At 40.0% G+C, this 21,628-nt stretch carries 16 protein-coding genes and 7 tRNA genes; 9 read left to right on the top strand and 14 right to left on the bottom strand.

Annotated elements, in window-relative coordinates:
- Positions 1-1,013: 1,013 nt before the first annotated feature.
- The 3 genes from BCU57_RS03535 to BCU57_RS03525 form a co-directional block, all read right to left on the bottom strand.
- Positions 1,014-2,753 carry a hypothetical protein gene (locus BCU57_RS03535; RefSeq protein ID WP_102440052.1) on the bottom strand — a complete coding sequence of 580 codons (1,740 nt, stop codon included), beginning with the start codon at positions 2,751-2,753 and terminating at the stop codon, positions 1,014-1,016.
- The gene (locus BCU57_RS03530; protein ID WP_102440053.1) at positions 2,753-3,880 is read right to left on the bottom strand and encodes a tyrosine-type recombinase/integrase; all 1,128 of its coding nucleotides are present in this window, start codon (positions 3,878-3,880) and stop codon (positions 2,753-2,755) included. Before BCU57_RS03530 ends, BCU57_RS03535 begins: the two co-directional genes overlap by 1 nt.
- A gap of 229 nt (positions 3,881-4,109) precedes the next feature.
- Positions 4,110-4,349 carry a helix-turn-helix domain-containing protein gene (locus BCU57_RS03525; protein WP_102440054.1) on the bottom strand — a complete coding sequence of 80 codons (240 nt, stop codon included), beginning with the start codon at positions 4,347-4,349 and terminating at the stop codon, positions 4,110-4,112.
- Positions 4,350-4,507: 158 nt separating this feature from the next.
- Between BCU57_RS03525 and BCU57_RS03520 the strand changes: the two genes are divergently transcribed.
- On the top strand, positions 4,508-5,020 hold the full coding sequence (locus tag BCU57_RS03520; RefSeq protein WP_102519582.1) for a hypothetical protein: 513 nt from the start codon (positions 4,508-4,510) through the stop codon (positions 5,018-5,020).
- A 628-nt stretch (positions 5,021-5,648) separates the two neighbouring features.
- Here the strand turns inward: BCU57_RS03520 and BCU57_RS03515 are convergent.
- The 6 genes from BCU57_RS03515 to BCU57_RS03490 form a co-directional block, all read right to left on the bottom strand.
- Positions 5,649-6,005 (bottom strand): hypothetical protein, encoded by a 357-nt coding sequence (locus BCU57_RS03515; RefSeq protein WP_102440056.1) that lies wholly within the window; start codon positions 6,003-6,005, stop codon positions 5,649-5,651.
- Between the two features lie 154 nt (positions 6,006-6,159).
- Positions 6,160-6,693 (bottom strand): hypothetical protein, encoded by a 534-nt coding sequence (locus BCU57_RS03510; protein ID WP_102440057.1) that lies wholly within the window; start codon positions 6,691-6,693, stop codon positions 6,160-6,162.
- A 146-nt stretch (positions 6,694-6,839) separates the two neighbouring features.
- Positions 6,840-7,283, bottom strand: a complete 444-nt coding sequence (locus tag BCU57_RS03505; protein ID WP_198589972.1) for a hypothetical protein — start codon at positions 7,281-7,283, stop codon at positions 6,840-6,842.
- Positions 7,284-8,121: 838 nt separating this feature from the next.
- Positions 8,122-8,706: a hypothetical protein gene (locus tag BCU57_RS03500; RefSeq protein WP_102437060.1), complete on the bottom strand. Its 585-nt coding sequence runs from the start codon at positions 8,704-8,706 to the stop codon at positions 8,122-8,124.
- 488 nt (positions 8,707-9,194) lie between these two features.
- Positions 9,195-10,514, bottom strand: a complete 1,320-nt coding sequence (locus tag BCU57_RS03495) for a tyrosine-type recombinase/integrase (protein WP_413211394.1) — start codon at positions 10,512-10,514, stop codon at positions 9,195-9,197.
- Between the two features lie 87 nt (positions 10,515-10,601).
- Positions 10,602-10,692 (bottom strand) — tRNA-Ser (locus BCU57_RS03490).
- Between the two features lie 379 nt (positions 10,693-11,071).
- On the opposite strand from BCU57_RS03490, the gene BCU57_RS03485 reads away from it, so the two are divergent.
- Together BCU57_RS03485 and fabA are read left to right on the top strand one after the other, a co-directional pair.
- Positions 11,072-12,811: a S16 family serine protease gene (locus tag BCU57_RS03485; RefSeq protein ID WP_102437653.1), complete on the top strand. Its 1,740-nt coding sequence runs from the start codon at positions 11,072-11,074 to the stop codon at positions 12,809-12,811.
- 73 nt (positions 12,812-12,884) lie between these two features.
- On the top strand, positions 12,885-13,400 hold the full coding sequence (gene fabA, locus BCU57_RS03480) for a bifunctional 3-hydroxydecanoyl-ACP dehydratase/trans-2-decenoyl-ACP isomerase (protein ID WP_102437655.1): 516 nt from the start codon (positions 12,885-12,887) through the stop codon (positions 13,398-13,400).
- 128 nt (positions 13,401-13,528) lie between these two features.
- Here fabA and rmf read toward each other — a convergent pair whose 3' ends face one another.
- The 5 genes from rmf to rlmKL form a co-directional block, all read right to left on the bottom strand.
- A complete protein-coding gene (rmf, locus tag BCU57_RS03475; protein ID WP_076539913.1) occupies positions 13,529-13,705 on the bottom strand; it encodes a ribosome modulation factor in 177 nt (58 codons plus the stop codon).
- A 179-nt stretch (positions 13,706-13,884) separates the two neighbouring features.
- Positions 13,885-15,786 carry a DUF3466 family protein gene (locus BCU57_RS03470; RefSeq protein ID WP_102437657.1) on the bottom strand — a complete coding sequence of 634 codons (1,902 nt, stop codon included), beginning with the start codon at positions 15,784-15,786 and terminating at the stop codon, positions 13,885-13,887.
- Positions 15,787-15,811: 25 nt separating this feature from the next.
- Positions 15,812-17,737 (bottom strand): ABC transporter ATP-binding protein, encoded by a 1,926-nt coding sequence (locus tag BCU57_RS03465; protein WP_102437659.1) that lies wholly within the window; start codon positions 17,735-17,737, stop codon positions 15,812-15,814.
- Positions 17,734-17,985: a glutaredoxin family protein gene (locus BCU57_RS03460; protein WP_102437661.1), complete on the bottom strand. Its 252-nt coding sequence runs from the start codon at positions 17,983-17,985 to the stop codon at positions 17,734-17,736. Before BCU57_RS03460 ends, BCU57_RS03465 begins: the two co-directional genes overlap by 4 nt.
- A 17-nt stretch (positions 17,986-18,002) precedes the next feature.
- Positions 18,003-20,150: a bifunctional 23S rRNA (guanine(2069)-N(7))-methyltransferase RlmK/23S rRNA (guanine(2445)-N(2))-methyltransferase RlmL gene (gene rlmKL / locus BCU57_RS03455; protein ID WP_102437663.1), complete on the bottom strand. Its 2,148-nt coding sequence runs from the start codon at positions 20,148-20,150 to the stop codon at positions 18,003-18,005.
- A 300-nt stretch (positions 20,151-20,450) separates the two neighbouring features.
- On the opposite strand from rlmKL, the gene BCU57_RS03450 reads away from it, so the two are divergent.
- The 6 genes from BCU57_RS03450 to BCU57_RS03425 all read left to right on the top strand — a co-directional run bounded on the left by BCU57_RS03450 (position 20,451) and on the right by BCU57_RS03425 (position 21,405).
- A tRNA-Met gene (locus BCU57_RS03450) sits at positions 20,451-20,527 on the top strand.
- A 152-nt stretch (positions 20,528-20,679) separates the two neighbouring features.
- A tRNA-Met gene (locus BCU57_RS03445) sits at positions 20,680-20,756 on the top strand.
- Between the two features lie 110 nt (positions 20,757-20,866).
- A tRNA-Met gene (locus BCU57_RS03440) sits at positions 20,867-20,943 on the top strand.
- 114 nt (positions 20,944-21,057) lie between these two features.
- Positions 21,058-21,134 (top strand) — tRNA-Met (locus BCU57_RS03435).
- A gap of 76 nt (positions 21,135-21,210) precedes the next feature.
- A tRNA-Met gene (locus tag BCU57_RS03430) sits at positions 21,211-21,287 on the top strand.
- 41 nt (positions 21,288-21,328) lie between these two features.
- Positions 21,329-21,405, top strand: a tRNA-Met gene (locus tag BCU57_RS03425).
- Positions 21,406-21,628 lie beyond the last annotated feature (223 nt).

Raw genomic sequence — 21,628 nt, 5'->3', positions numbered from 1 at the left:
CTTGAGCTTATCTAGTTGCCAATAAATTAAAAATATTGCTCTCACTGAGAGCGAGTGCAAATACATTTAAAAAACTTTTGCTCTCGCTGAGAGCAAGAGCAAACGAGTTTCAAAACGGGTTGCTCTCTGCTGTAGCGAAATATTGACAGTTGTTCGTACCTCACTCGTTGTATTTACCGCTTTTTGTTGAAATGACATGTAGAAATAGTTTTTTTAACCAAATCCAGTCTTGCAGGTGAAATGCCCCAAGAAATCGGTCTTTCTCATTGCGATATTTTTGTCTTTTTTGGCTCAAAGGGATCGATAAAAGGCTTGTGAGAAAGTCGAGATTTGACACTGCAGCGCCATCTCTCAGAGCGTTTTATAGGAATGATATCGCGTTAATACGACTGGAAATAAGTCCCAAATTCAGCGATATTTCTTCTTAACCTCATTGTCTGATATTGATTACCTATGTTTCGCGACCATTGCAGTCTTCATGGCATCCGTACTGCCACATTTGACACTATCACTGCCAGTTGTGACAGTAGCATTGCCATCACTGGCAGTAACACACCCTCACCTAACTATGGTGACACCATATAATTCGAGAATTGATTGCAACAGGTTGTGACCGCTTGAAAGGTTTAATGAGCTGTGTATATGCCAAAAGTAGTCACAAGCACTTGAGGGCCCGTAATGCCGCCATTCATCAAAGGGAGGTAAATCTTCATGCTCGAGCGCGTCAAGCTATCAGCACCCTCGTAATGGCTGCAAGGTTAATGCTCAACATCGAGACATGTGGTTTTACCAAGTTTGGGGAAATAATGAGTGGGTTGAATGCAAAAGGCTTATAGGCACCCATGTGCGCTATAAGCCTCTTTTGAGAAATGGTTGATCTATTATGTTTTTACTTAAGCCTCCAGCCTGCCTTAAAGGCTGCTACAGGCTTGATTAAGGCCATATAGGTAATCATTAACGTCACACTGCGTTTTAGTCGCATAGGTCCATTTAGCTTATGAGCTATGCTTTGCCTACAAGCCACTATCAGACTTGTTTTCAGCCAGTTTTTGGTTTTTTCGTTTTAATGCCGATTCGAGAGCGTTGTCTTGAGTCTGTTTGGCAATATCTATCGAGATGTCTCGAATTAAAGGTGAAAGCTTGTCGTTAAATGCTTCCAAAACCATGTTGAAATAATATTTACCTTTGCTGCTGTCCGCAGTCTGGAAGCGCATATAGATTTTCGATATCATTTGCTCTAACGGCTGAAGAGCCTGCGCGGTTATCTCTTTTAGACGCGCTAATAACGCCTGTTTTTTGCTAATATCATCATCGAGCTTAATGACCTGCTTATGCTTGGCTGTAGCCGCTTGATTTAGCTTATTCACTTCAGCATGTTTGTTTTCGACTTCAACACCTAATTGCTCACTTATAGACGCCTGCTCGTGAATAAACTCCTGCCCTTTCTCAATGTCAGTACAGATATCGTCGCGTTTAACGAGCAATTGTTTGTACTCCTTGTGTAATCCAGATGTTTTTTGTTGCCAATCAAGATTTTGTTTTTGTATCTCACTGTTTTCAGTCTGCAATTTCGCGAGGGTTTGCTCGCCATGTGAGATGTTATAAGTTATCGACTGGTACTGCTTATTCAGCACGCTTATCTGTTGCTGTAGCCATTCTATTTTGCGCGTGTAGAAATTAAATGGGCGCTGATGTTTTGGTAATTTAGCCTCTTTATTCATCGCTTTTCGCTTTGCAGACTGACGCTCAGATTCTGGTGAGAATTCAGCATTGAGGTCTTTTTCGTTAAACAGGTTTTCATTGATAAATTCATAAAACATCTGCTGCAGATAACTATAAACCTCACTGCTCTCGATATAATACAGTCGTCCAGACTCTGCGAGGCAATCTGCGCCATCACCGCGTTTTATCAAAAACTCATTGACACGTTTAATTTGAGACAGACGTAAATCATGCTCGCCTGTTAAACTGTTTTGACCAGAAATAAACACGTGAACATGACCGCCAGTGTTTTCCGTGGGTAGACGCTCATCATGGTGCAATGTCATGAGTTTAATGGGGTATTCAGGGAAGTAGGTTTGCAGGTATAACTTCATCGATTCCATCATGCTTCTATGACTAATCACATCCGCGCCAACGCCATGTTTGATAGGGATTTTAAAGAGTATCTCTTGGAAATTAGTCGAGTTTAGGGTTTTGGGTTTATCAATGAGCGCATTATGTGAATTGATATATTTGATAAGTTGTTTGAGTTTTTGATTTTTTCTCGGCAGTTCAAACTGATTAAATTCAGCGCTAATCTCATTGACGTTGATAAAGACGGTGGACTCGATGCAGCTCGTCACTAATTTAGCAACTTGCTGAGGAAGTTTGTCATCTGCAATCCACGACTTCAATTTGGATTTTGCTTTCGATTTGGCTTTGCCTTTTTGCGCATAAGAAGCCGCACTCTGAGTGGTTTCACCCATGACATCAAATAAAATAGCTTCACGCTGTTCTGGCGAAATAGAATTAAGAGGAATAATACCATCTGGTGTATCTATCAGATTTGAATCCGATAGTGACTCATCCCATTCGACTTGAATTTCCTCTTTCGTACGCAGGTATTTTTGCATTTTTCCTAAATGGGTTAACCCGGCGACACTGGGGCAAGTAAGACGCAGTGAATGTATCAGCGATGCCATGCCTGTGCGCCGACCTTTTTTGTTATAAGCAAAATTTATACATGAATAAAAGGCTCTAATAATACGCATTACGCCCCCTCCACATCAGTCTGTCCGAATAGCTGACCAATGCACTGCATTAGCAATTCAGGATGCTGGTGTAGCAGGCTTTTTAACTGCTCAGAAGTTAGCGAAATATCATTGTCTGGTGCGGAAGGTGGCGATTGAATCTGTTTGTTTTGAGGGTTAAACCGACCAAATACGCTAGAAAACTGCTTTGATACCTGAGCGACATTGTTCGGTGCATCTTGTGACATCCAGCGACCATAGTGAATGTCAATCATCGCCGTCGAGGTATGCCCCATTTGCCTTGCAATCCACTCTTTTGATATGCCTGCGGTTAATGCTTGGCTCGCAAACGTGTGGCGTAACTGCCCCGCTCCACGATGGCTGATACCTGCAGCTTTCAGTAATGGTGAAAAATAGGTTTTGTTGAATTGTTTGGCGTGAATAAACGGCTTGTGGGTTTTGCTATTGTAAAAAACAGGTGAAAGCCGTTCAATTTTTTTGGTTTTATTATCTGCTTGCAAGACCGTTAAGTTAACGGTTTTTTTATGACCGGTTATCAAGTGTTGCTGTTGTAATATCTCAACCGCTGAATCGCATAATTCAACTATTCGGACTGAACCAGCGGTCTTTGGGGTCTTATAAATGTTATCAACCAGCGCGATTTTTACATGCAGCTGCGCTTTGTCTACATCCACGACCTCCCAGGTTAACGCCAGCAACTCACAAATGCGCAGCCCAGTTAACACCCCAAGCTGAAAGAGGTTTTTACCGCTTTCACACTCAACGGCCACCTGGTTCATCAAGCTTAACTCATTGAGCGTAAAAGGCTCAGGCTCGCTGTGAATGACCTTTAAATTGGCAATCCCTGCCATAGGGTTATGAGCAATCGCACCATCACGTTCTGCACAATTAAATACAGCACGCAAAATGATTAAGAACTCATTGATGGTTTTGTTCGCGTAATGTGTATCAAGCGTCTGGATGAGCTGCAGAACGTCACTGTGACTGACGGAGCAAATTGAACGATGACCAATCAACCTAGATAGTTTAGTGGCTTTACTGCGTTCAGAGCGCAATGTAGAAGGCGCTGCTTTGATTTTTCTAAATGAGAGGTATTTTTCTATAAATTGATTAACTGTTTGAGTCATTATCCCCAATTCTGCTGCTTTTATTTAGCCAGCTTTATTCTTGGGAACAATAATACACTTTACAGTTATACAATCAACTCTTATTTAAATGTAAGCATCTGATTTTAAATAAGTATATTGCTGACTTTTGATTTTGACAAGTTTATAGGAATCATATCTGTATCGTTAAAGTGAGTTAAGCCTAATGCAAAATATATCGCTGCCTCATAAGTCACCTTATGCTTTAAGCTTATTCAGTATCGATAGCTAATGCTTTCTCATCAGGCATTAAATCATGCACCGAGCACGATAGAACGCTGGCAATAATAAATACTTTTTCAAGGCTAATGCTCTTCTCTCCGCGCTCTACGATACCGATGTAATTAAGGCTAAAGCCACACTGTTGAGACAGGTCTTTTTGAAGTAGTCCCTTTTCTTTTCTTTTTTCTGCTAGTTTTTTTCCAAACTCAGTCGCAATCTTTTTTTTCATTCTTATCTTGAAGACCAGAACAAAAACACACTATAGTGTGTTTTGTGATAATTATTCACTTAGCTAATATCAGTTTGCCGCTGCCTTATTAGCTAAACTCCCGCCCACTGGTGCTTGCATCAGTGGGTTAACTTAATCACAACTCGAATCTATCACCGATGAAACAAGCTGAATTTATTAGAATACTTAACAGATATTGTTCCGATATCTTTCAAACAGAACAGTTATTAAAAGCACTTAAGTGGGACTCTAACTCATCTGAGAGTGTCGCCGTTCTGCGAAAATGCATGCATAACCACTTATACCGATTAGAACAAAAACAGCTTATAAAGCGGCTTTCTCCAAAAGGCAGCCCTAATGGCCAATTTGAAAAGCTTTTCAGTCAAGAAAGCACAACTAAAGTGCTCACCAAAAGACCTGAAGGTACTTCAAATAAGCACATAAACAACACGAGTACGCTCACAAGTCACTATAATGCACTACAGAAACATATCAAGCAGTTAAAGCATCAATTCGATGCATTTAAATCGCTTAGTGATAAGTTTGAGTCATGTCGCGCAATCATTAATCCCAAGCTCAAGAAGTTAGATGCCGAACTGTATAAAAAAAGCATTGAACTCAATGCGGTGAATGAGTTGATTAATGAAGTCAAAAAAAGGCAACTGATTTAGAAGTCATTATGTCGTTGAATTCTATTTTAGTGACCAATGAACACAGGCCACAGCATTGACTTGTCTAGCGACTTTTGGACAGAGAGTTCAAAAATAATTTTGTGAGAATTGTCATAAACATTAATCAGGCACTATAGTTTTAGAACAATTAACAAGGAGTGTTAAGAGGCAGCATGGAGCATATAGACTTGGGTTTGATTTTGGCAAGTATTGGATTATTGTGTGTTTTGTTTTCCATATTGTATTATTTATCATCAAACGATTAGCCTAACAAACTTGTCAGAACTGAGTATTTAATAGAAAACCTAACACTAGGGTGTCATCAAGCGAGCAACTTGTTCGCGTTTATGAGATTTTTTGAGTTAATAATATCAACAGTTAACACAAGCAAGGAAAAACGGCTTAACTGCCCTGGACATAAACGTGTCAGTAGTCCCCCTCTGACACGTACCTGGACAGAAATCATTTAGAGCTAAAACTCTGAAAGCAACGTCTTCCATTAGGTAAAGTATAGCGTCCTGATATGTGGTAACGCCTCACTAAGAGGCAAATAATAATTGGCTAAAATGGGCGACGAAGGAGCAAATAGCCAACTGTTATTTGTCCTTTTGAGTGACTTGTTATAAGCCTATTTCCACTTTACAACAGCATTTGCTTGGCATGATGTGATACCAGAAAAACCATTACGTCCCATAGAAATTCGTATACGTTGCTCATTCACAGGTTGAATTTCTTTACCTGTTTTATCTGAGTGCTCCCAAGCAATAGCAGTTAGCTGACTTTTACAAGCTGTAGCCACCGCATCGCTTTCTGGAATAAATTGATATCTAGAATAATAAACTGTAATTCCAAAGCCATCGTCTCGTTTTTCTACACCATACTCAGTATCTTTATCGTATGTAGATAAAGATATATTTGTGTGACTTACCGGTGTTGCACACCCTAACAATAAGAGACTTAAAGTTATTAAAATAGTAAATTTCATCGGAACCCCTTTGAGGCTTATAACGCTCTGTTAATGGGCGAATTTTGCTGGGTTGATTTTTGCCCGCGAAGCGGAAAAGCAAAAAGCGATACAGCAAAATTTGTCCATATTTAACAGTTTGTTATGTTTTGAACATCCTATTGCTAATGCCTATTTAATATTCGCCGCTATACTTCTGGTTAGCTTTAAATGCCTCAACTTCCAAAGGTGCATTCTCATAACCGTACTTTGCAAGATCAGAGAAGTGTTGAGTAATTACTGCTTCCAAACTAGACCTTTCAATTTGTAACACATGCACCAACTCGTGAGCCAGTTTGGGTTTATCTAATTCGTAACCTGTTCTGGTATAAATGGAATAACCAAACACTTGAGCATTGTTAACTATTCCCTCACCGACAAAGCCAAGTGCTTCTCCAAGAACTCTTAATGCAAAGTTTTCATAAGGGAAAGGAACTGCATCAACATAGACAATTCTTACTTTTTCTGGATTCTGAATTCCAATTTCTGTTGCCAATAACAACTGCTGCTCTTCTAGCGGAGTTCCGATCTCTAAGCCTTTTGCATCGGTTTCATGAGCCCAGGAGATATACTGAGGCAATAGTATATTGGAAATTATTTTTTCATATGAGAGTACTAAAACTACCATTACAACGACTACTGCTAGCAATAGCAATTTAAGTTGCTTCATAACTTTGACTTCCTTTTCTAAAACTTGCGATAACTACATTTGCTAAGAAAAAACATAACGCCCCACTAAGAGGCAAATAATAGTTGGTTATAATAGAGAGCGAAGCGAACAAAGCCAACTGTTATTTGTCCTGCTTGAGTGGCTTGTTATGTGCCTGATTTACCCAACCTAAATTGTTCTATGCTACCAGTGATAAAACAAATGCCAACATAAAACCAAACGGTGCTTGCTACAATTTGCCAAATATCTAGACCTGAAGAAGTTACAAATGTAGGAATAGCAATTAGACCACGTAGAGTACATAGCACTGCAATGGTAATTAAAGCTGATTTGAGCAGAGGAACTTTACGTATTAATCCAGCCGCTGAAAAAGCAAAGACAGTACAAGCAAACATTAAACTTGCCACGATTATAGTTCCAATTGGAGCCAGTAAAGTTCCTTGAACTGAGGAATCTATGATCTGTTGAGGGGCACGAGCAAAAGCAAACCAGCTAGGCCCACCAAAAATACAAAGTAGATGCCAAACTGCAGAAGCTGAAGCAATGACTCCTGCGCTGATTAGCAACTTAGATTTAAAACTAAAATTCAATGCGTACTCCATCTTTCAGTGGCACATAACGCCACGTTAAGCGGCAAATAATAGCTGGCTAAAATGTGTGAGGCACGAACAACAGCCAGCTGTTATTTGTCCGTTTGAACGCCTTGTGTACGCCCAGCATGGGCATGAACTAATGAGGTGAAAGTCCTCTGTAGGAAGGTCACCGTTTATTAACATGCTGTTATTAAACGTTAACTACTAGCGAATGGCAAGGGCTTATCCGCGAGGATTGGTCTGGAGGAAGCCGCTAGCAAATTTGCGAGCTGATGAACAAGAACATCATATGAGGCGTAGGCTAGAGGTGAGTTGGCACAAGACGACGAAACCACGTGATCTAATGGCCACCGTAAATGATGCAGCAGTGCAAAGAAAGTTCATGTTCTTATCTGGGGAGATCTACTTAACACGCGATCGGTCATTAACCAGTGAGGCTCTGGTTTATAAGTGCCTTGGCTTTTCAGCGTCATCGACTGAAAAGAGCGAACCAGATGAAAACCGATAGCGCATAACGGGGTAACTCGGGATGTGATTAAGCAGAAGTCAGCAGACGGCATAGTAGCCGAACGCCCATCGTAATGGTTGGGACATGGTGAAGGCCTGAACCTAAAGATCAGTGAGGAGCCTGTGCAACTCAATATTTCATGCCCGACCGGGTTTAGGAGTGTTGGCGTTGATAATACAGAAGCCAGCATTGGGATATGTCGGAGCTAATCGGCCAACCTGTTCTGAAAGTCTTTGGGAACCGCCCTGTGCGGAGCCGCATGCAGGGTGGTGTGGGGGCTGGAGGCTAGATACCTCCGGCTACCCGATTAGGTTTTGGTGCTAGAAGTTACTTCCAGCCAGACACTAAACTTATACGCACTTTTATATTATTAAATTTACTTGGAACACTACCTACTTTAACAAATACTTTAAACTCAGAAGCCTCTGTCGGTAATGATTGCATATAAACCATTTCAGTTGATTGCTCAGGCTTCATTGTTGGAGAAAAAGGAACTGCTCTATTTTTAATTTCTTGTGCCGAGTAATTATAACGTCCATTCCATTCTAATTCTGTTGCCCATGAACCGTCGGCTAAACTTACCATACGCAAGTAGTGGCTGTTTAATGGAGTATTTCTATAAAAGTAAACCTCATCTCCATTACTTACACGTACCTCTAGAATTGTATTTAATTCTTCGAAACTTAAAGGTGCTTCACTTATAAGTTTTACTATTAAATAGGATGAACCATGCGAGCCATAACCGTTTACTTTAAAGGTATTTTCATAATTTGAAGTAAAGCTGAAAGAAGGAAAATCTAATTTATAATTAACGAATGGCCATGTTCCATCTTTTATATATTCACCATCACCTTTATACCCACAAGAGGTTAATAAAAGAGCTATTAATACAATAATCCATTTGTAACTCATACTTCGACTCAAGTTAAGAAAAACCTAACAGCTTATTCAATAGCAGCACAATAATGTTCCAGGCTGCTCAATTCAAACTTCAAAGATACCATCGCTAAGTTATTGTTGTAAAACGAATATTTTCGCGAATACGTAAATAATGCTCAAAATACTGCCGAAAAAAGAATGCATCTTTGTTTACGCGGTCTATACAACACTTTAAAAAATTTCGCAGGAGATTGATATGTATGGGTTTTCTCGAATGTTACAAAATTATCGATGCGTAAAAAGCTCATTTTACGCATCCTTTGGCGCCAGAATTATCTCAATTTGGAGAAAATCAGTTATACCTGTATAGGCAACCAGTCATTTGGACGACAAGTAAGGCGGTCATAATCGATTAGAAAAAGTAAGGTTATGCTGATTATCCCATTGCTAGCACCAACTCGTTTTGAGGCAGAAATGAGCTACACACTCCTCTATCACTTTCGAATAAAAACACCCGATCATCAAATATTATATTCAAGTCGCTCAATGTATTTGAGTAATGCCCTAGCCTGCATATCCTTCCCATAGCGGCCGTAGGTGATGTTTGGGTTTGCGTGGCCAACTATCTGCGCCACAATATGCTCGCTGATATCCAAACGCTTAAACTCATCGATAAAAGTGTGTCGTAGACTATAAGCCGTTGGTCGTTGACTCGCTTTCATGCCAATGCAGGTTTGTAATATCGATAGGTGCTTACAATAGGTTTTTGACCAATCTTCCACTAACCCCACTGGTTTATAATTAAACAACTGGGGATGTTTTTTACGTGTTTTTACAAATTCAATAAAGCCCTGCTTTATCAAGCTTTGGTGGATTGGAATACTGCGTCTTGCATTGGCATTCTTAATACGTTGCCCTTTGCCGCTGTCATCAACGTTAATGCAATGAATACCTTCGATTACGACGATGTCACTGGGCTTTAACTGACACGCCTCTGATGGCCTTAGGCCGCCATAAAGCATCAATCGGGTGACCCACTTAAAGTCCGCTGTTGAAGCTTTAAATTCGGCGGAATGTATCAGCCTTTTTAGTTCACTCGTATCCCAACGGTCTCTTTCTTGGTTGGCTTTAACTTTGGGCTTTTGCCCTACTGTCACGTTTTCAAAAGGGTTATGGCTGCAGTAGTTCATTAACTTGCACCACTTAAAAAACTGAAATACGGCCGCTAAGTATTCTTTATTACTTTTATAGCTTCTGCCCTGTGTGAGTAGCTCATCACGGTACTTCATCGCATCAGCCGAGGTGATATCGTTAACGCAAATAGCTTGAGTGCTTTTTGGTGACCGGTTACCGATTGTTGGCAGTAACTTAATTAAGTGACAGGTTCGCTGTTCAAGTTGTTTAATAGAGAGTGGTCTAATGCCTGACTTCTCTTTTGAAGTAACAAAACCTGCTAGAGCATCATGTAACGTCACCACGGACATTGCTTGAGCGACAGCCGTGGTTTCACGGTGTTGTGACAGCTTAGTGTCTCTGATGGGGATGCTATAACTTGCTGGCTTTGTACTGATGGTTGACTTGTTTTTCTCAAATTCACTGCGAAGACTGTTAATCACTTCATCAACATAACGAATAAAGTCATTAATACAGGTTTGATGGTCTATGGTATTGATGATTTTTTTCAGTGTGCCTGCGACATCGATATTACGAATAACCGCTTGTGCTCTGTCACGAGTCAACAAAGAAACTTTAATATCAAAAGGAAAGCCTTTATCGCGTAACGATTTGGCTAAACAGATACGTGTGAAGTACACACTATTGGGAGCTCTATAAAGGTACATTGTCTGAGTCAATCCTCTCAGAAAGCCCCTCAAATGCCAGAAACAAAAAAAGCCGTTGATAATCAACGGCTTTTCTCGTATTTAATATGGCGGAGAGATAGGGATTTGAACCCTAGATGGGCTACAAACCCATGCCGGTTTTCAAGACCGGTGCATTCGACCACTCTGCCATCTCTCCGAACGCCGAGAATAATATAAGTATCAGACCTCGTTGTAAACCGGAATTTATAAAAAAACATTCAAATGCTCATCAAATAAGCTTTTAAGACATTTTTCCACCTTTGTTGGCTCATTTGCTAATCAGGTGAGTAAAAATCACCTTCTACACCACTGGATTCCCTCACCTTTTCTATCAACAAACACGCTTTTAGCGATTACATTTTGTTTAAAGAATTACGCTAACCCCCAAATAAGAAGCAGCAATGGCCTTGAATATAGCAATCCAGTGTCATATTTTTCCAGCAAGCCCATAGATAATCCGCAAAGCATCGAACATTTCAATGATATGACGATAATATATGCTAAAATCGCTTTAACTATTTCTGATACTTAAAGCTATGACCACAACTTTAATTTCTATACCCAAACTTGCTCCTCAGTTTACGTTACCTCAATCTTTACCTTCTACTGCTTATCTAAGCCATTTATTGTTGGGACAAGAGCGTTGTTTAGATGCATTTAATTTAATGACTAAACTTGCACACCAACATTTATTTGTCGCTGATTTTGCGGGTATTGAGCGTGAACTGTTTATTAAAGCCCTTGTGAGTCAGGCTAATACGCCATCAGATTCCTTTTTGGTTGCGACTAAAAGCCAAGATGAAAATCACAATTTTAATTTCCGCTGGCAGGCTGAGTTACCGGCAGAGAATGTTGGCACTGTTGCGCATCAAAATACCCTTTACAGCTATGTTAGTGGCTCTATTCGCCGCGCTGATCTAGTCGGTAAAATGCATAAGACTGATAAGTCTAGCCAGTATAAAGCTGGCATTTTAGCCTCCAACCATTTCGTTTTTATTGATGCTAACTCTTTATGGAAACGTGAAGGCCTGTGGGATTTTGTCATGCAGATCCTCGAGCATAAACAATATAAAATTAGCAACGATATCGCGCCAATCCCACTCAATTGTAAAATTGTGCTAATGGGCTCAGCTAACTTGTTTACTCATTTAAGAACTGAAGACAGAGTTTTTTATAAAAACTTTCCACTGCTTGGCGAGGTTAACTCAGAAATTGATTTAACTAAATATAATGAAACTCAGTACCTGCAATGGCTAAATAGTTTAGCTGATGCCTATAACATTCAATTAGAGCCATCAAGCTTGATACCGCTATTTAATTACAGCGCCAAACTTACTGAGCATCAGCAACGCTTAAGTTTATCAATGCTGCAAATAGTTCAGGTACTGACTCAAGCTAAAGCATACTCTAATAGTGCTTCGCTCAATTCAACTGCCATAGCAAAAGCTCTTAGACAGTCAAAGTCACGCCATGACAGTTCTGAGGTTTATTCAGCACAAAACTTTGATGATAATTTCATTAATCTGCAAACGAGCGGTGAAATAATCGGCCAGATTAATGGCTTAACTGTGATTGACACTGATGATTCAAGTTATGGCGAGCCGGCAAGGATCACTACCTCTGTCCATTATGGTGACGGTGAAGTGATTGATATTGAGAGGAAATCAGAGTTGGGCGGTAATATTCATACTAAAGGTATGATGATCCTTTCAGCTTCCTTGTACCGTATTTTTGGTCGCGATGTACCTTTGCATTTAAATGCCAATATAGTGTTTGAGCAGTCTTATCAAGAGATTGATGGCGATAGTGCCTCTTTAGCTGAGTACTGTTGCTTAATGTCTGCCATTGCCGAGCAGCCGATTAACCAAGCATTTGCCATTACGGGCGCACTAGATCAATTCGGCGCGGTGCAAGCCATTGGTGGTGTGAATGAAAAGATCGAAGGCTTCTATCATTTATGTAAGCGACGTGGCTTAACAGGTGAGCACAGCGTTATTATTCCTAAATCGAATGTGCTACAACTAAACCTTGAAACCGAAGTTATTGAGGCCGTTGAAAAAGGCTTGTTTCATATTCATGCAATTGAGCATATGGATCAAGCTATCGATTTATTAATGAAAGCTCCAGCAGGGGTAAGAAACGAAGACAATGATTTTCCTGCTGAATCAATTTATGGCCAGGTCCAAACACGTTTAGAAAAAATGGCTGGCCACGATGATGAAGAGCTCGAATTAAGCTTTTTACAAAAAATATTAATGAAATTAAAGATATTATAGTGATCGGAGTTGTTTAGCTTACACGTGTTCGCTATCTTGTCAGCCTATTCGTAATAAAGTGGTAAATATTTAAATGAAAAGAGCTAACAGTTTCACTAAAGAAGAGCTGATCGCATGTGGTAATGGCAACCTTTTTGAGCCTAACTCACCACGTCTGCCTGTCGATAATATGTTGATGATAGATAGGATCACAACCATTAATGCTGACGGTGGTGAATATGGTAAAGGCGAAATAGTCGCTGAACTCGATATCACCCCTGATTTATGGTTTTTTGACTGCCACTTTAATGGCGATCCTGTGATGCCAGGTTGCTTAGGTTTAGATGCCATGTGGCAATTGGTTGGCTTTTATTTAGGCTGGGAAGGCGCAGAAGGTAAAGGGCGCGCACTTGGGGTTGGCGAAGTAAAGTTCACCGGGCAAGTATTACCTGAAGCGAAAAAAGTCACCTATAAGCTCACTTTAAAACGAAAGATTCACCGTAAGCTGGTTATGGGGATTGCTGATGCCACTATGGAAGTGGATGGCCGTGAGATTTACTCGGCTACTGATTTGAAAGTCGGTATTTTTAAGGATACCTCGACCTTTTAAGCATTTCACTGAATATGAATAGTAATCACTGTTAGCTAATGTTGCTTTAGGTTAACTTAGCTAAACGGCATTATTTTGCCCTCAATCAACCCCCAGAGGGCAAAGATATTAATATGATGCCTTTTCATTTATTTATTAAACAAACCACTCATACGTCCATCTACGCCTTCTCTCCAACCACCTAACCATTGAGATTTAGAATCTAAAGTTCCGTAAGGGCAAAGCTCCTTAGAGCGCCCTGCAATACCTGCTTGGAATCCCTTAGAAAAAGCTCTATCTAACTTATCTCTTTTTTGTCTTTTCATTAACACATCCTCATTTTGTTAATCAAGAAGCGTTCGCTTCAGCATTAGAAATAGGTGAAATTTCACACAAGATCAATGCAAAAATATGACAAAATTATGTGTTTTTAATTAAAGTATTGAGATAAAAAGCAAAAAAAAATCGAGGAATAATCCTCGACTTTTAGTTCAAAAAATGCTCTCTACTTAAGCTTGCGACGACGTAACCAAAGTAACGGCAGAGCGAATAACCAAGCAAAGCTAGCCGCCCCTTTTCTTACATAGGGCTCATCTTCTACGTCATCACTTTCAGTACAGGCTTGTTCGTTACCTGATACCGGTTTCATTACCACCATACGCGGTAAATAAGACGTTACAGGGTCGCCATTACCATTTATTTCAAATAACGGTAGGTTAGTGTCTTCATCAAGAATCAAATTACCATCGGTATCAAATTGGTATAAAGGTTTACGAATAAATGCTGTACCTACAATGGTGCCGTCTTCATTGATGTCATTGGCCTCAACCACATATATTTCACTGTCATAGCTTAAAATTGAGCCGTCACCATCAATAACCTCAACCGGATAACGAGTCCATTTGCCATCAGCATCTTGCTCATAGCCTTTTGACTCACACGTTAAAGTCGCATTAAGGTTCACAAATTCATCATCACCGATGTTATAAAGAAAACCTGCTTTTGGTCGCGGCTTATCTTTATCATAAGTGACCTCAATATTACCAACCACTTGACCTGCATTATTAATGGCTTTTGGGTAACTACTTAGCTCTGAAATACCTGAATCTTGAAAGTCACTAGGTACTACGATTTCAGCAGATGGGTTGTTAATATCGTAATAGAAGAACTTATCTCGTAAAATTCCACTGACATATTTATAAAAAGTACCAATGACAATACCATTATCATTAATATCACGTGCTATTGAGTTATAAACATCGTCACTGAAAATATCAGTATCAATCCACTGATACTCATATTCACCTGCGGCATTTTTCACCCAGTAGGCGGCATCTTGATAAAGATCATCCGTTTTACCATTACGGTAAACGTGTGAGCGCCCTACGACGACATCATTGTTGTTAACACCTAAAGCTTGAGCGGTATACACCAAGGTTGAATCTTCATCAGGGGTTAAACCTAACTCCAACTCAATGACGTTTTCTGCAGGAATCGTATTATCATCAGCAATTTGCCATACATGGGCACGGGTTTGATACTGAATGTTACGACGACCATTTGCAGGGAACTGATCGGCCTGTACGCAAATTTCAACTGGCGCAGGAGAGTCTTCATCTGCGTCTAAATCTGCGTCAATACAACTATCGATACGATCTGAGCTGAATTCAATAATGTCAGTACTGGCATAACCTGCCACCAAATTATTATCGTTAATTGCCGCAGCCGCTGACCAGCCACCTAACTCAACTTCAAAACCATCATCTTCACGAATATAAGTTTCGTAAGATGGTACTAATTCAAGTTCTTCTCCGTCAGGCGTGACAGCGACACCACGAAGCTCAAAATCGCGATAGTACCAAAACTCTTGGTCTTCATCACTACCAACATAGTCGATAGTTTTTTCAGGCGCAGTATATGAACCAACTTTGTAATTGTTGTCATTCATGCCATAGAAAAAGGTATCAACCGAGTTGATAATTAACTCGCCTTCATCATCAACATCGGTTGGTGCTGTAGTGCCATTAACGCTATAGAAGTTTGGATACCAAGCTGACTCAGCATCGTTTTCTTCCGCTGTGAAAGTAAAGTTATTTGCCACCAGAGGCAAAAATACTGAATAAATAATGGTTTCTTCAGGTGCGATACCATCTTCTACATCAATAACGTCATTGTCATCTTCGTCATCATCGACAGATAGTTTTTTCTTACCTTTAGAAACACCTACAAGTTCATTGTTGGCATTAACAGCCATGGCGTAACCACTTCGGGTACCGTCTACTGTGCCTTTAAGATCAAAATCTTCAATGTTTACAATTTCATATACTGGAGCGGCATGTACACTTCCGATAGCGCCAAGCACACTCAAGGCAACGACAGATAATGCCTTATCAAACTTCGACTTCATTATAATTCCTATTATTATTATACGCTTACTTCAGTGATTCGAGTTCTTCCCAACGCTCGAAGCAAGTGTCCAATTCCTGTTCTTTTGTCGCCAATGCTTTAAGCACTGAGTTGACGGTATCTTGTGGTTGGCTATAAAAATCAGCTGAAGCCACAGTATTTTGTATTTCTTCTACTTCTTGTTCTAACTTTTCCATTTTACTCGGTAGTTGTTCGAGTTCACGTTGAAGTTTGAACGATAATTTTTTAGGTGCTGTACTGGCAGCTTTAGTCTGCTTTACAGGCTTAGTTTCTACTGGCGCAGGAGTTTGGACAACAGATGTTGCTGCTTGTTCCTCAGAATAAAATTTAGCGCCCTGAGAGACGGCATCATTGTATCCGCCAACATACTCATGCCAGTTACCATTACCGGCAAACCACCAACTACTGGTTACAGTATTATCAATAAACTCTCTATCATGACTGACGATCAATAATGTACCAGTAAAATCAGTCAGTAAAGACTCTAACAATTCTAAGGTCTCAATATCAAGGTCATTGGTAGGTTCATCGAGAATAATTAAGTTTGCAGGTCTTAATAGCAAACGAGCTAATAATAATCGGTTCTTTTCACCACCTGATAATGCCTTAACTGGCGTACGAGCACGCATAGGTGAAAATAAGAAATCTTGTAAGTAACTTAATATATGACGATCTTGACCGTTAATTGTGACAGTCTTTTTACCATCACCGACGTTTTCTTCAACGGTTTTTTCAGGATCTAACGCTTCGCGATATTGGTCAAAATAGGCAACTTCGAGTTTGGTACCGACTTTAACTTCACCTGATTGCGGCGAAAGCTGCTCAATTAATAGCTTAATTAATGTTGATTTACCACAACCGTTTGGCCCGATTAAGGCAATTCTGTCACCACGTATAACCGTTGAACTGAAGTTTTTAACTAAATCTTTATCAGGTAAATTGTAATTAAGATTATTAATATCAAATACTAACTTACCAGAACGCTCAGTATCACTGACGTTCATCTTGGCATTGCCTTGACGATTCAGGCGCTCACTGCGTTCATTTCTTAATGCTTTAAGGGCGCGCACTCGGCCTTCATTACGGGTACGTCTGGCTTTTACCCCTTGACGGATCCAAGTTTCTTCTTCTGCTAATTTTTTGTCAAAATGGGCATTTTGTTCCGCTTCAACACGCAACCACTCTTGCTTACCTTCTAAATAAGCATGGTAATTACCCGGCCACGATGTCACTACGCCGCGATCTAAATCAACAATGCGTGTTGCCATACGATGAATAAAGCCACGGTCATGACTGACAAACACGATAGCGCCTTTAAAGTTTAATAAAAACTCTTCAAGCCATTCAATGGTATCAATATCAAGGTGGTTGGTCGGTTCATCAAGCAATAATAAGTCCGGTTCGCTAACTAGGGCTCTTGCTAATGCCACTTTACGCTGCCAGCCACCTGATAACTCACTAAGGGGTTTATCGGGATCTAAGCCTAACAATTCACAATTTTGAATAATACGAGAATCTAAATGCCAGCCGTTATTATGATCTAATGACTCTTGCAAGCGCTGCATTTGATTGAGCATCTTGTTCATTTCATCAGGTTCAGCGGTAGCAACGTCATGTGAAAGCTTATGATAACGCTCTAGCATTTCACCAATTTCTTTTAATGCTAAAGAGATATATTTATAAACCGTGCCGGTTTCAGCTTTAGGCGGATCTTGCTGTAGTCGACTGACATTCACATCAGAGGCAATATTAAATTCACCGTCATCAAGTAATACATCACCTGACAGCACTTTCATTAAACTTGATTTACCCGCCCCATTTCGGCCTACGATACACACTCGCTCACCAGGTAAAATAGTGAAATCAGCATTTTTCAATAACGGGGTATAGCCATAGGCTAAAGAGCCATTATTAATACGAACTAAACTCAAGCGACGCTCCTAATAAATTCTGTTAACTGCTGGGCATCAAAGGGCCAAAACAATTCTTTTTCATCCATAACTAACACTGGTATAGAGATGCCATAACGGCTTGCCAGTGTGTCATTATCGCAAATATCAATATGTTGATAGTCAATGCCTAATTGCTCAACTAACGCTTGAGCAATTTCACACAGATGACAGCCATCTGTGTGATATAAAATTAGGCCTGCACTGTCTGTTGTTGGGTTAGAACTCATACTTTTAACCTTAAAGCTTATTTAGCGTAAGGAGACTTAGCATGGGTAATTAACCAAGTATTATGGATGTGCGGATTACGCTTATAATCCAATGGTAATGTTTGACTATCGATATTTTTAATGTCCATTTTATATTGGCTTAAAAGCTCGATATCCATTTTAAATTTACGCTTATTATTCGAAAAAATAATTTCGCCATTAGGGCTTAATACTTTAATCAAATCAACCAGCATTGCCGCATGGTCTCGTTGAACGTCCCAGCTATCTTCCATTCTTTTTGAATTAGAAAAAGTTGGCGGATCGATAAATATCAGATCGAATTTCTCTTCACAATCTTTCACCCACTGAATACAGTTAGCTTGGATGAATTGATATTGCTTACCTGATAAATTATTTAAATCAAAATTCTCTTTTGCCCAAGCAAGGTAAGTATTTGACATATCGACTGTAGTGACAGATTTAGCCCCACCTAATGCCGCATGTACCGATGCAGAGCCTGTGTAAGAAAATAAATTCAGCACATTTTTACCCGCTGATTTTTCACCAACTAATTTACGGGTCAAACGATGATCTAAGAATAAACCGGTATCAAGGTAGCCAGTTAAATTTAACTTAAACTTAGCGCCATACTCTTGGGTAATGATCTCCAGCTTTTGTTGATCAAGCTTTTGATACTGGTTGGTGCCCTTTTGCTTTTCACGGGTCTTTAAGGTAACGCGATCAGGGTCCATATTTAATGCTGCAGGCAATGAAAGTAATACATCGGTTAAACGACGCTTTGTCACCGCTTCAGGAATAGTCGCAGGCGCAGAGTATTCTTGAATAACCACATAATCGACATATTTATCAACTGCCACATTGTATTCAGGTAAGTCAGCATCATAAATGCGGTAACTATCAATACCTTCTTTTTTAGCCCACTTGGTTAGTTGCTTCATATTCTTTTTAATACGATTAGCAAAAGCAGGCGAGATATCTGCAATATCAACACCTTCAGGCAACACCGGCATTTCACGGCGAGTGCTTTTAGCATGCAAAGTAAATAAGTTAAAGCCACACTCTAGTGCACCGTTAAACATCTTCATTTGCTTATCGGCTTTTAGCTTTAATGCTGAGAGTAATTCAATATCACTACACAACATGGCAATTTTCCAACCGCCAAAGTCTTTCTTAAACTTATCGCCAAGCTTGTAATACAGCTTCAATAATTCCGTAATGCTACCTAAACGCTCACCATATGGTGGGTTTGAGATTAAGAAACCCGCTTCTACTGGTGGAGTAACATCAAGTGCATCTGAAACACTAAATTCAATTAAATCAGCAACACCGGCGTTTTCTGCGTTTTGTTTTGCAAGCGCTACAAGGTGACCGTCAATATCAGAGGCAAAAAACTTTAATGCGCAGCGAGTTTTACCAAGACTGGCTCGGGCTTTTGCTTCATTTAAAATCCCTTGCCATAGGGTATCGTCATGTTGATGCCAATGCTCAAAACCAAAACGGGCGCGTTTAAGCGCTGGAGCAATATCTGCAGCCATTAATGCCGCTTCGATAACAACGGTACCACTGCCACAAAAGGGATCTAATAATGTAATTGGATTTGCTTGCCAACCACTTCTTATAAGCATGTTAGCGGCTAAGTTTTCTTTCAGAGGTGCTTCACCGGTTATTGATCGGTAGCCACGTTGGTGTAAAGAAGCGCCAGAGAAATTAACTGAAAGCGTTAATTGATTATTACGATAATGGGCATCAATTCTAAATTCAGCATTGACGCGTCCAACATCAGGTCTATCTAAACCATCATCGCGAAAACGATCCACAACCGCATCTTTGGTTTTTAAAGCGCCAAACTGGGTATTATTAATAAAGCCGCCAGTACCGTGAAAATCGATACTGAAGGTACTATCGTTTGAGAAGTGAGACGGCCAATCAATACTGTAAGCTGCGTTATAAAGTTGCTCAGCAGATTCACAAGCACCTTTATAGATAACCACAACAATTCGGCTAGCAAGTCGAGTCCACAATGTAATTCGATAGGCAAGTTCTAACGGCGCAGAAAAATACACACCAGCGACGCTTTCCTTAACATCAGTAGCACCAAACTCTTTAAGCTCATTGGATAAGCTATATTCAAACCCCTTTGGGGCAGCAGCAAAAAAATTCAACATGGATAGACAGTCATCAACTCACAGATATAATTAAGCATGCATTATATACCTAAACCGATATTAGGTGTGAAAATGTCTGTTAATTGCCACATTTTATACAATACATTACCGATATAGCCCTGTATTGGTGAGTAAACTTTCATTTCTGTTTCAAAACTACGGCTATAACAGGGCTATCTGCCTTATAAAGCCGCTATTTTTTGCTATTGGTGCTCAGTAAGTCAGCAAGCAGTAATAAAGTTGTCATTATGACTTGCCAAGAACAAGATTGGCCGTTATAGTCTGCCCCGCTTAAACGGACGCGGGATGGAGCAGTTTGGTAGCTCGTCGGGCTCATAACCCGAAGGTCGTTGGTTCAAATCCAGCTCCCGCAACCATTTAACCTTAGTAAGCAGACAATTAGTTAGCATATAAATAGTCGGGCTCAGCTAATATAAACTGGCAAAGGTCGTTGGTTCAAACCCAGCTCCTACAATCATTTAATCATGGTTGCTAAAGAGAAGTTTAAGCAAGTTAGTTTTTATTCGGACGCGGGATGGAGCAGTTTGGTAGCTCGTCGGGCTCATAACCCGAAGGTCGTTGGTTCAAATCCAGCTCCCGCAACCAATAAAATTTTCAAGTTGAATATTAATTCAATTGGTTAATTTTATTAATGTGTATTATTGATTCAAATCATTAATCACAACCAATAAAAACAACAAACTATTAAGTACGGACGCGGGATGGAGCAGTTTGGTAGCTCGTCGGGCTCATAACCCGAAGGTCGTTGGTTCAAATCCAGCTCCCGCAACCAATTTATTTAATTGAGCAGACAATTCGTCGAGCTTAACTTATATAAATCGGCAAAGTTCATTGGTTATAATATAACTAATGCAACCTCTTAACTTAATAGAACTATATAATCGGACGCGGGATGGAGCAGTTTGGTAGCTCGTCGGGCTCATAACCCGAAGGTCGTTGGTTCAAATCCAGCTCCCGCAACCAATTAGTATTATAGTTAAAGTATTATAGTTAAAGTATTATAGTTAAAGTATTATTGTAAAAAGTCATTAAAATCGGACGCGGGATGGAGCAGTTTGGTAGCTCGTCGGGCTCATAACCCGAAGGTCGTTGGTTCAAATCCAGCTCCCGCAACCAATTCTTTTTAATGCAGTGTAACAGGTAAGTTTTTAATCGGACGCGGGATGGAGCAGTTTGGTAGCTCGTCGGGCTCATAACCCGAAGGTCGTTGGTTCAAATCCAGCTCCCGCAACCAATTTAAATCATTTTAAATTATTAATACTCTTCTTAAATTTAAAAATACCCTTCTTAATTTCAAAATATTCTTCATCACTTTTCAAGCTCAAGTGTATTGCACCGATTTTTAGATCCTCAGTTCGGGCTCAACTCTTATAAATCTGCAAAGGTCGTTGGTTCAAATCCAGCTCCCGCAACCAATTTAAATCACTTTCAAATAGTAATACTCTTCTTAAATTTAA

This window comes from Shewanella sp. 10N.286.48.B5 (assembly GCF_002874355.2).
GTDB lineage: Bacteria > Pseudomonadota > Gammaproteobacteria > Enterobacterales > Shewanellaceae > Shewanella.
This window is presented reverse-complemented; position numbering and strand designations above follow the sequence as displayed.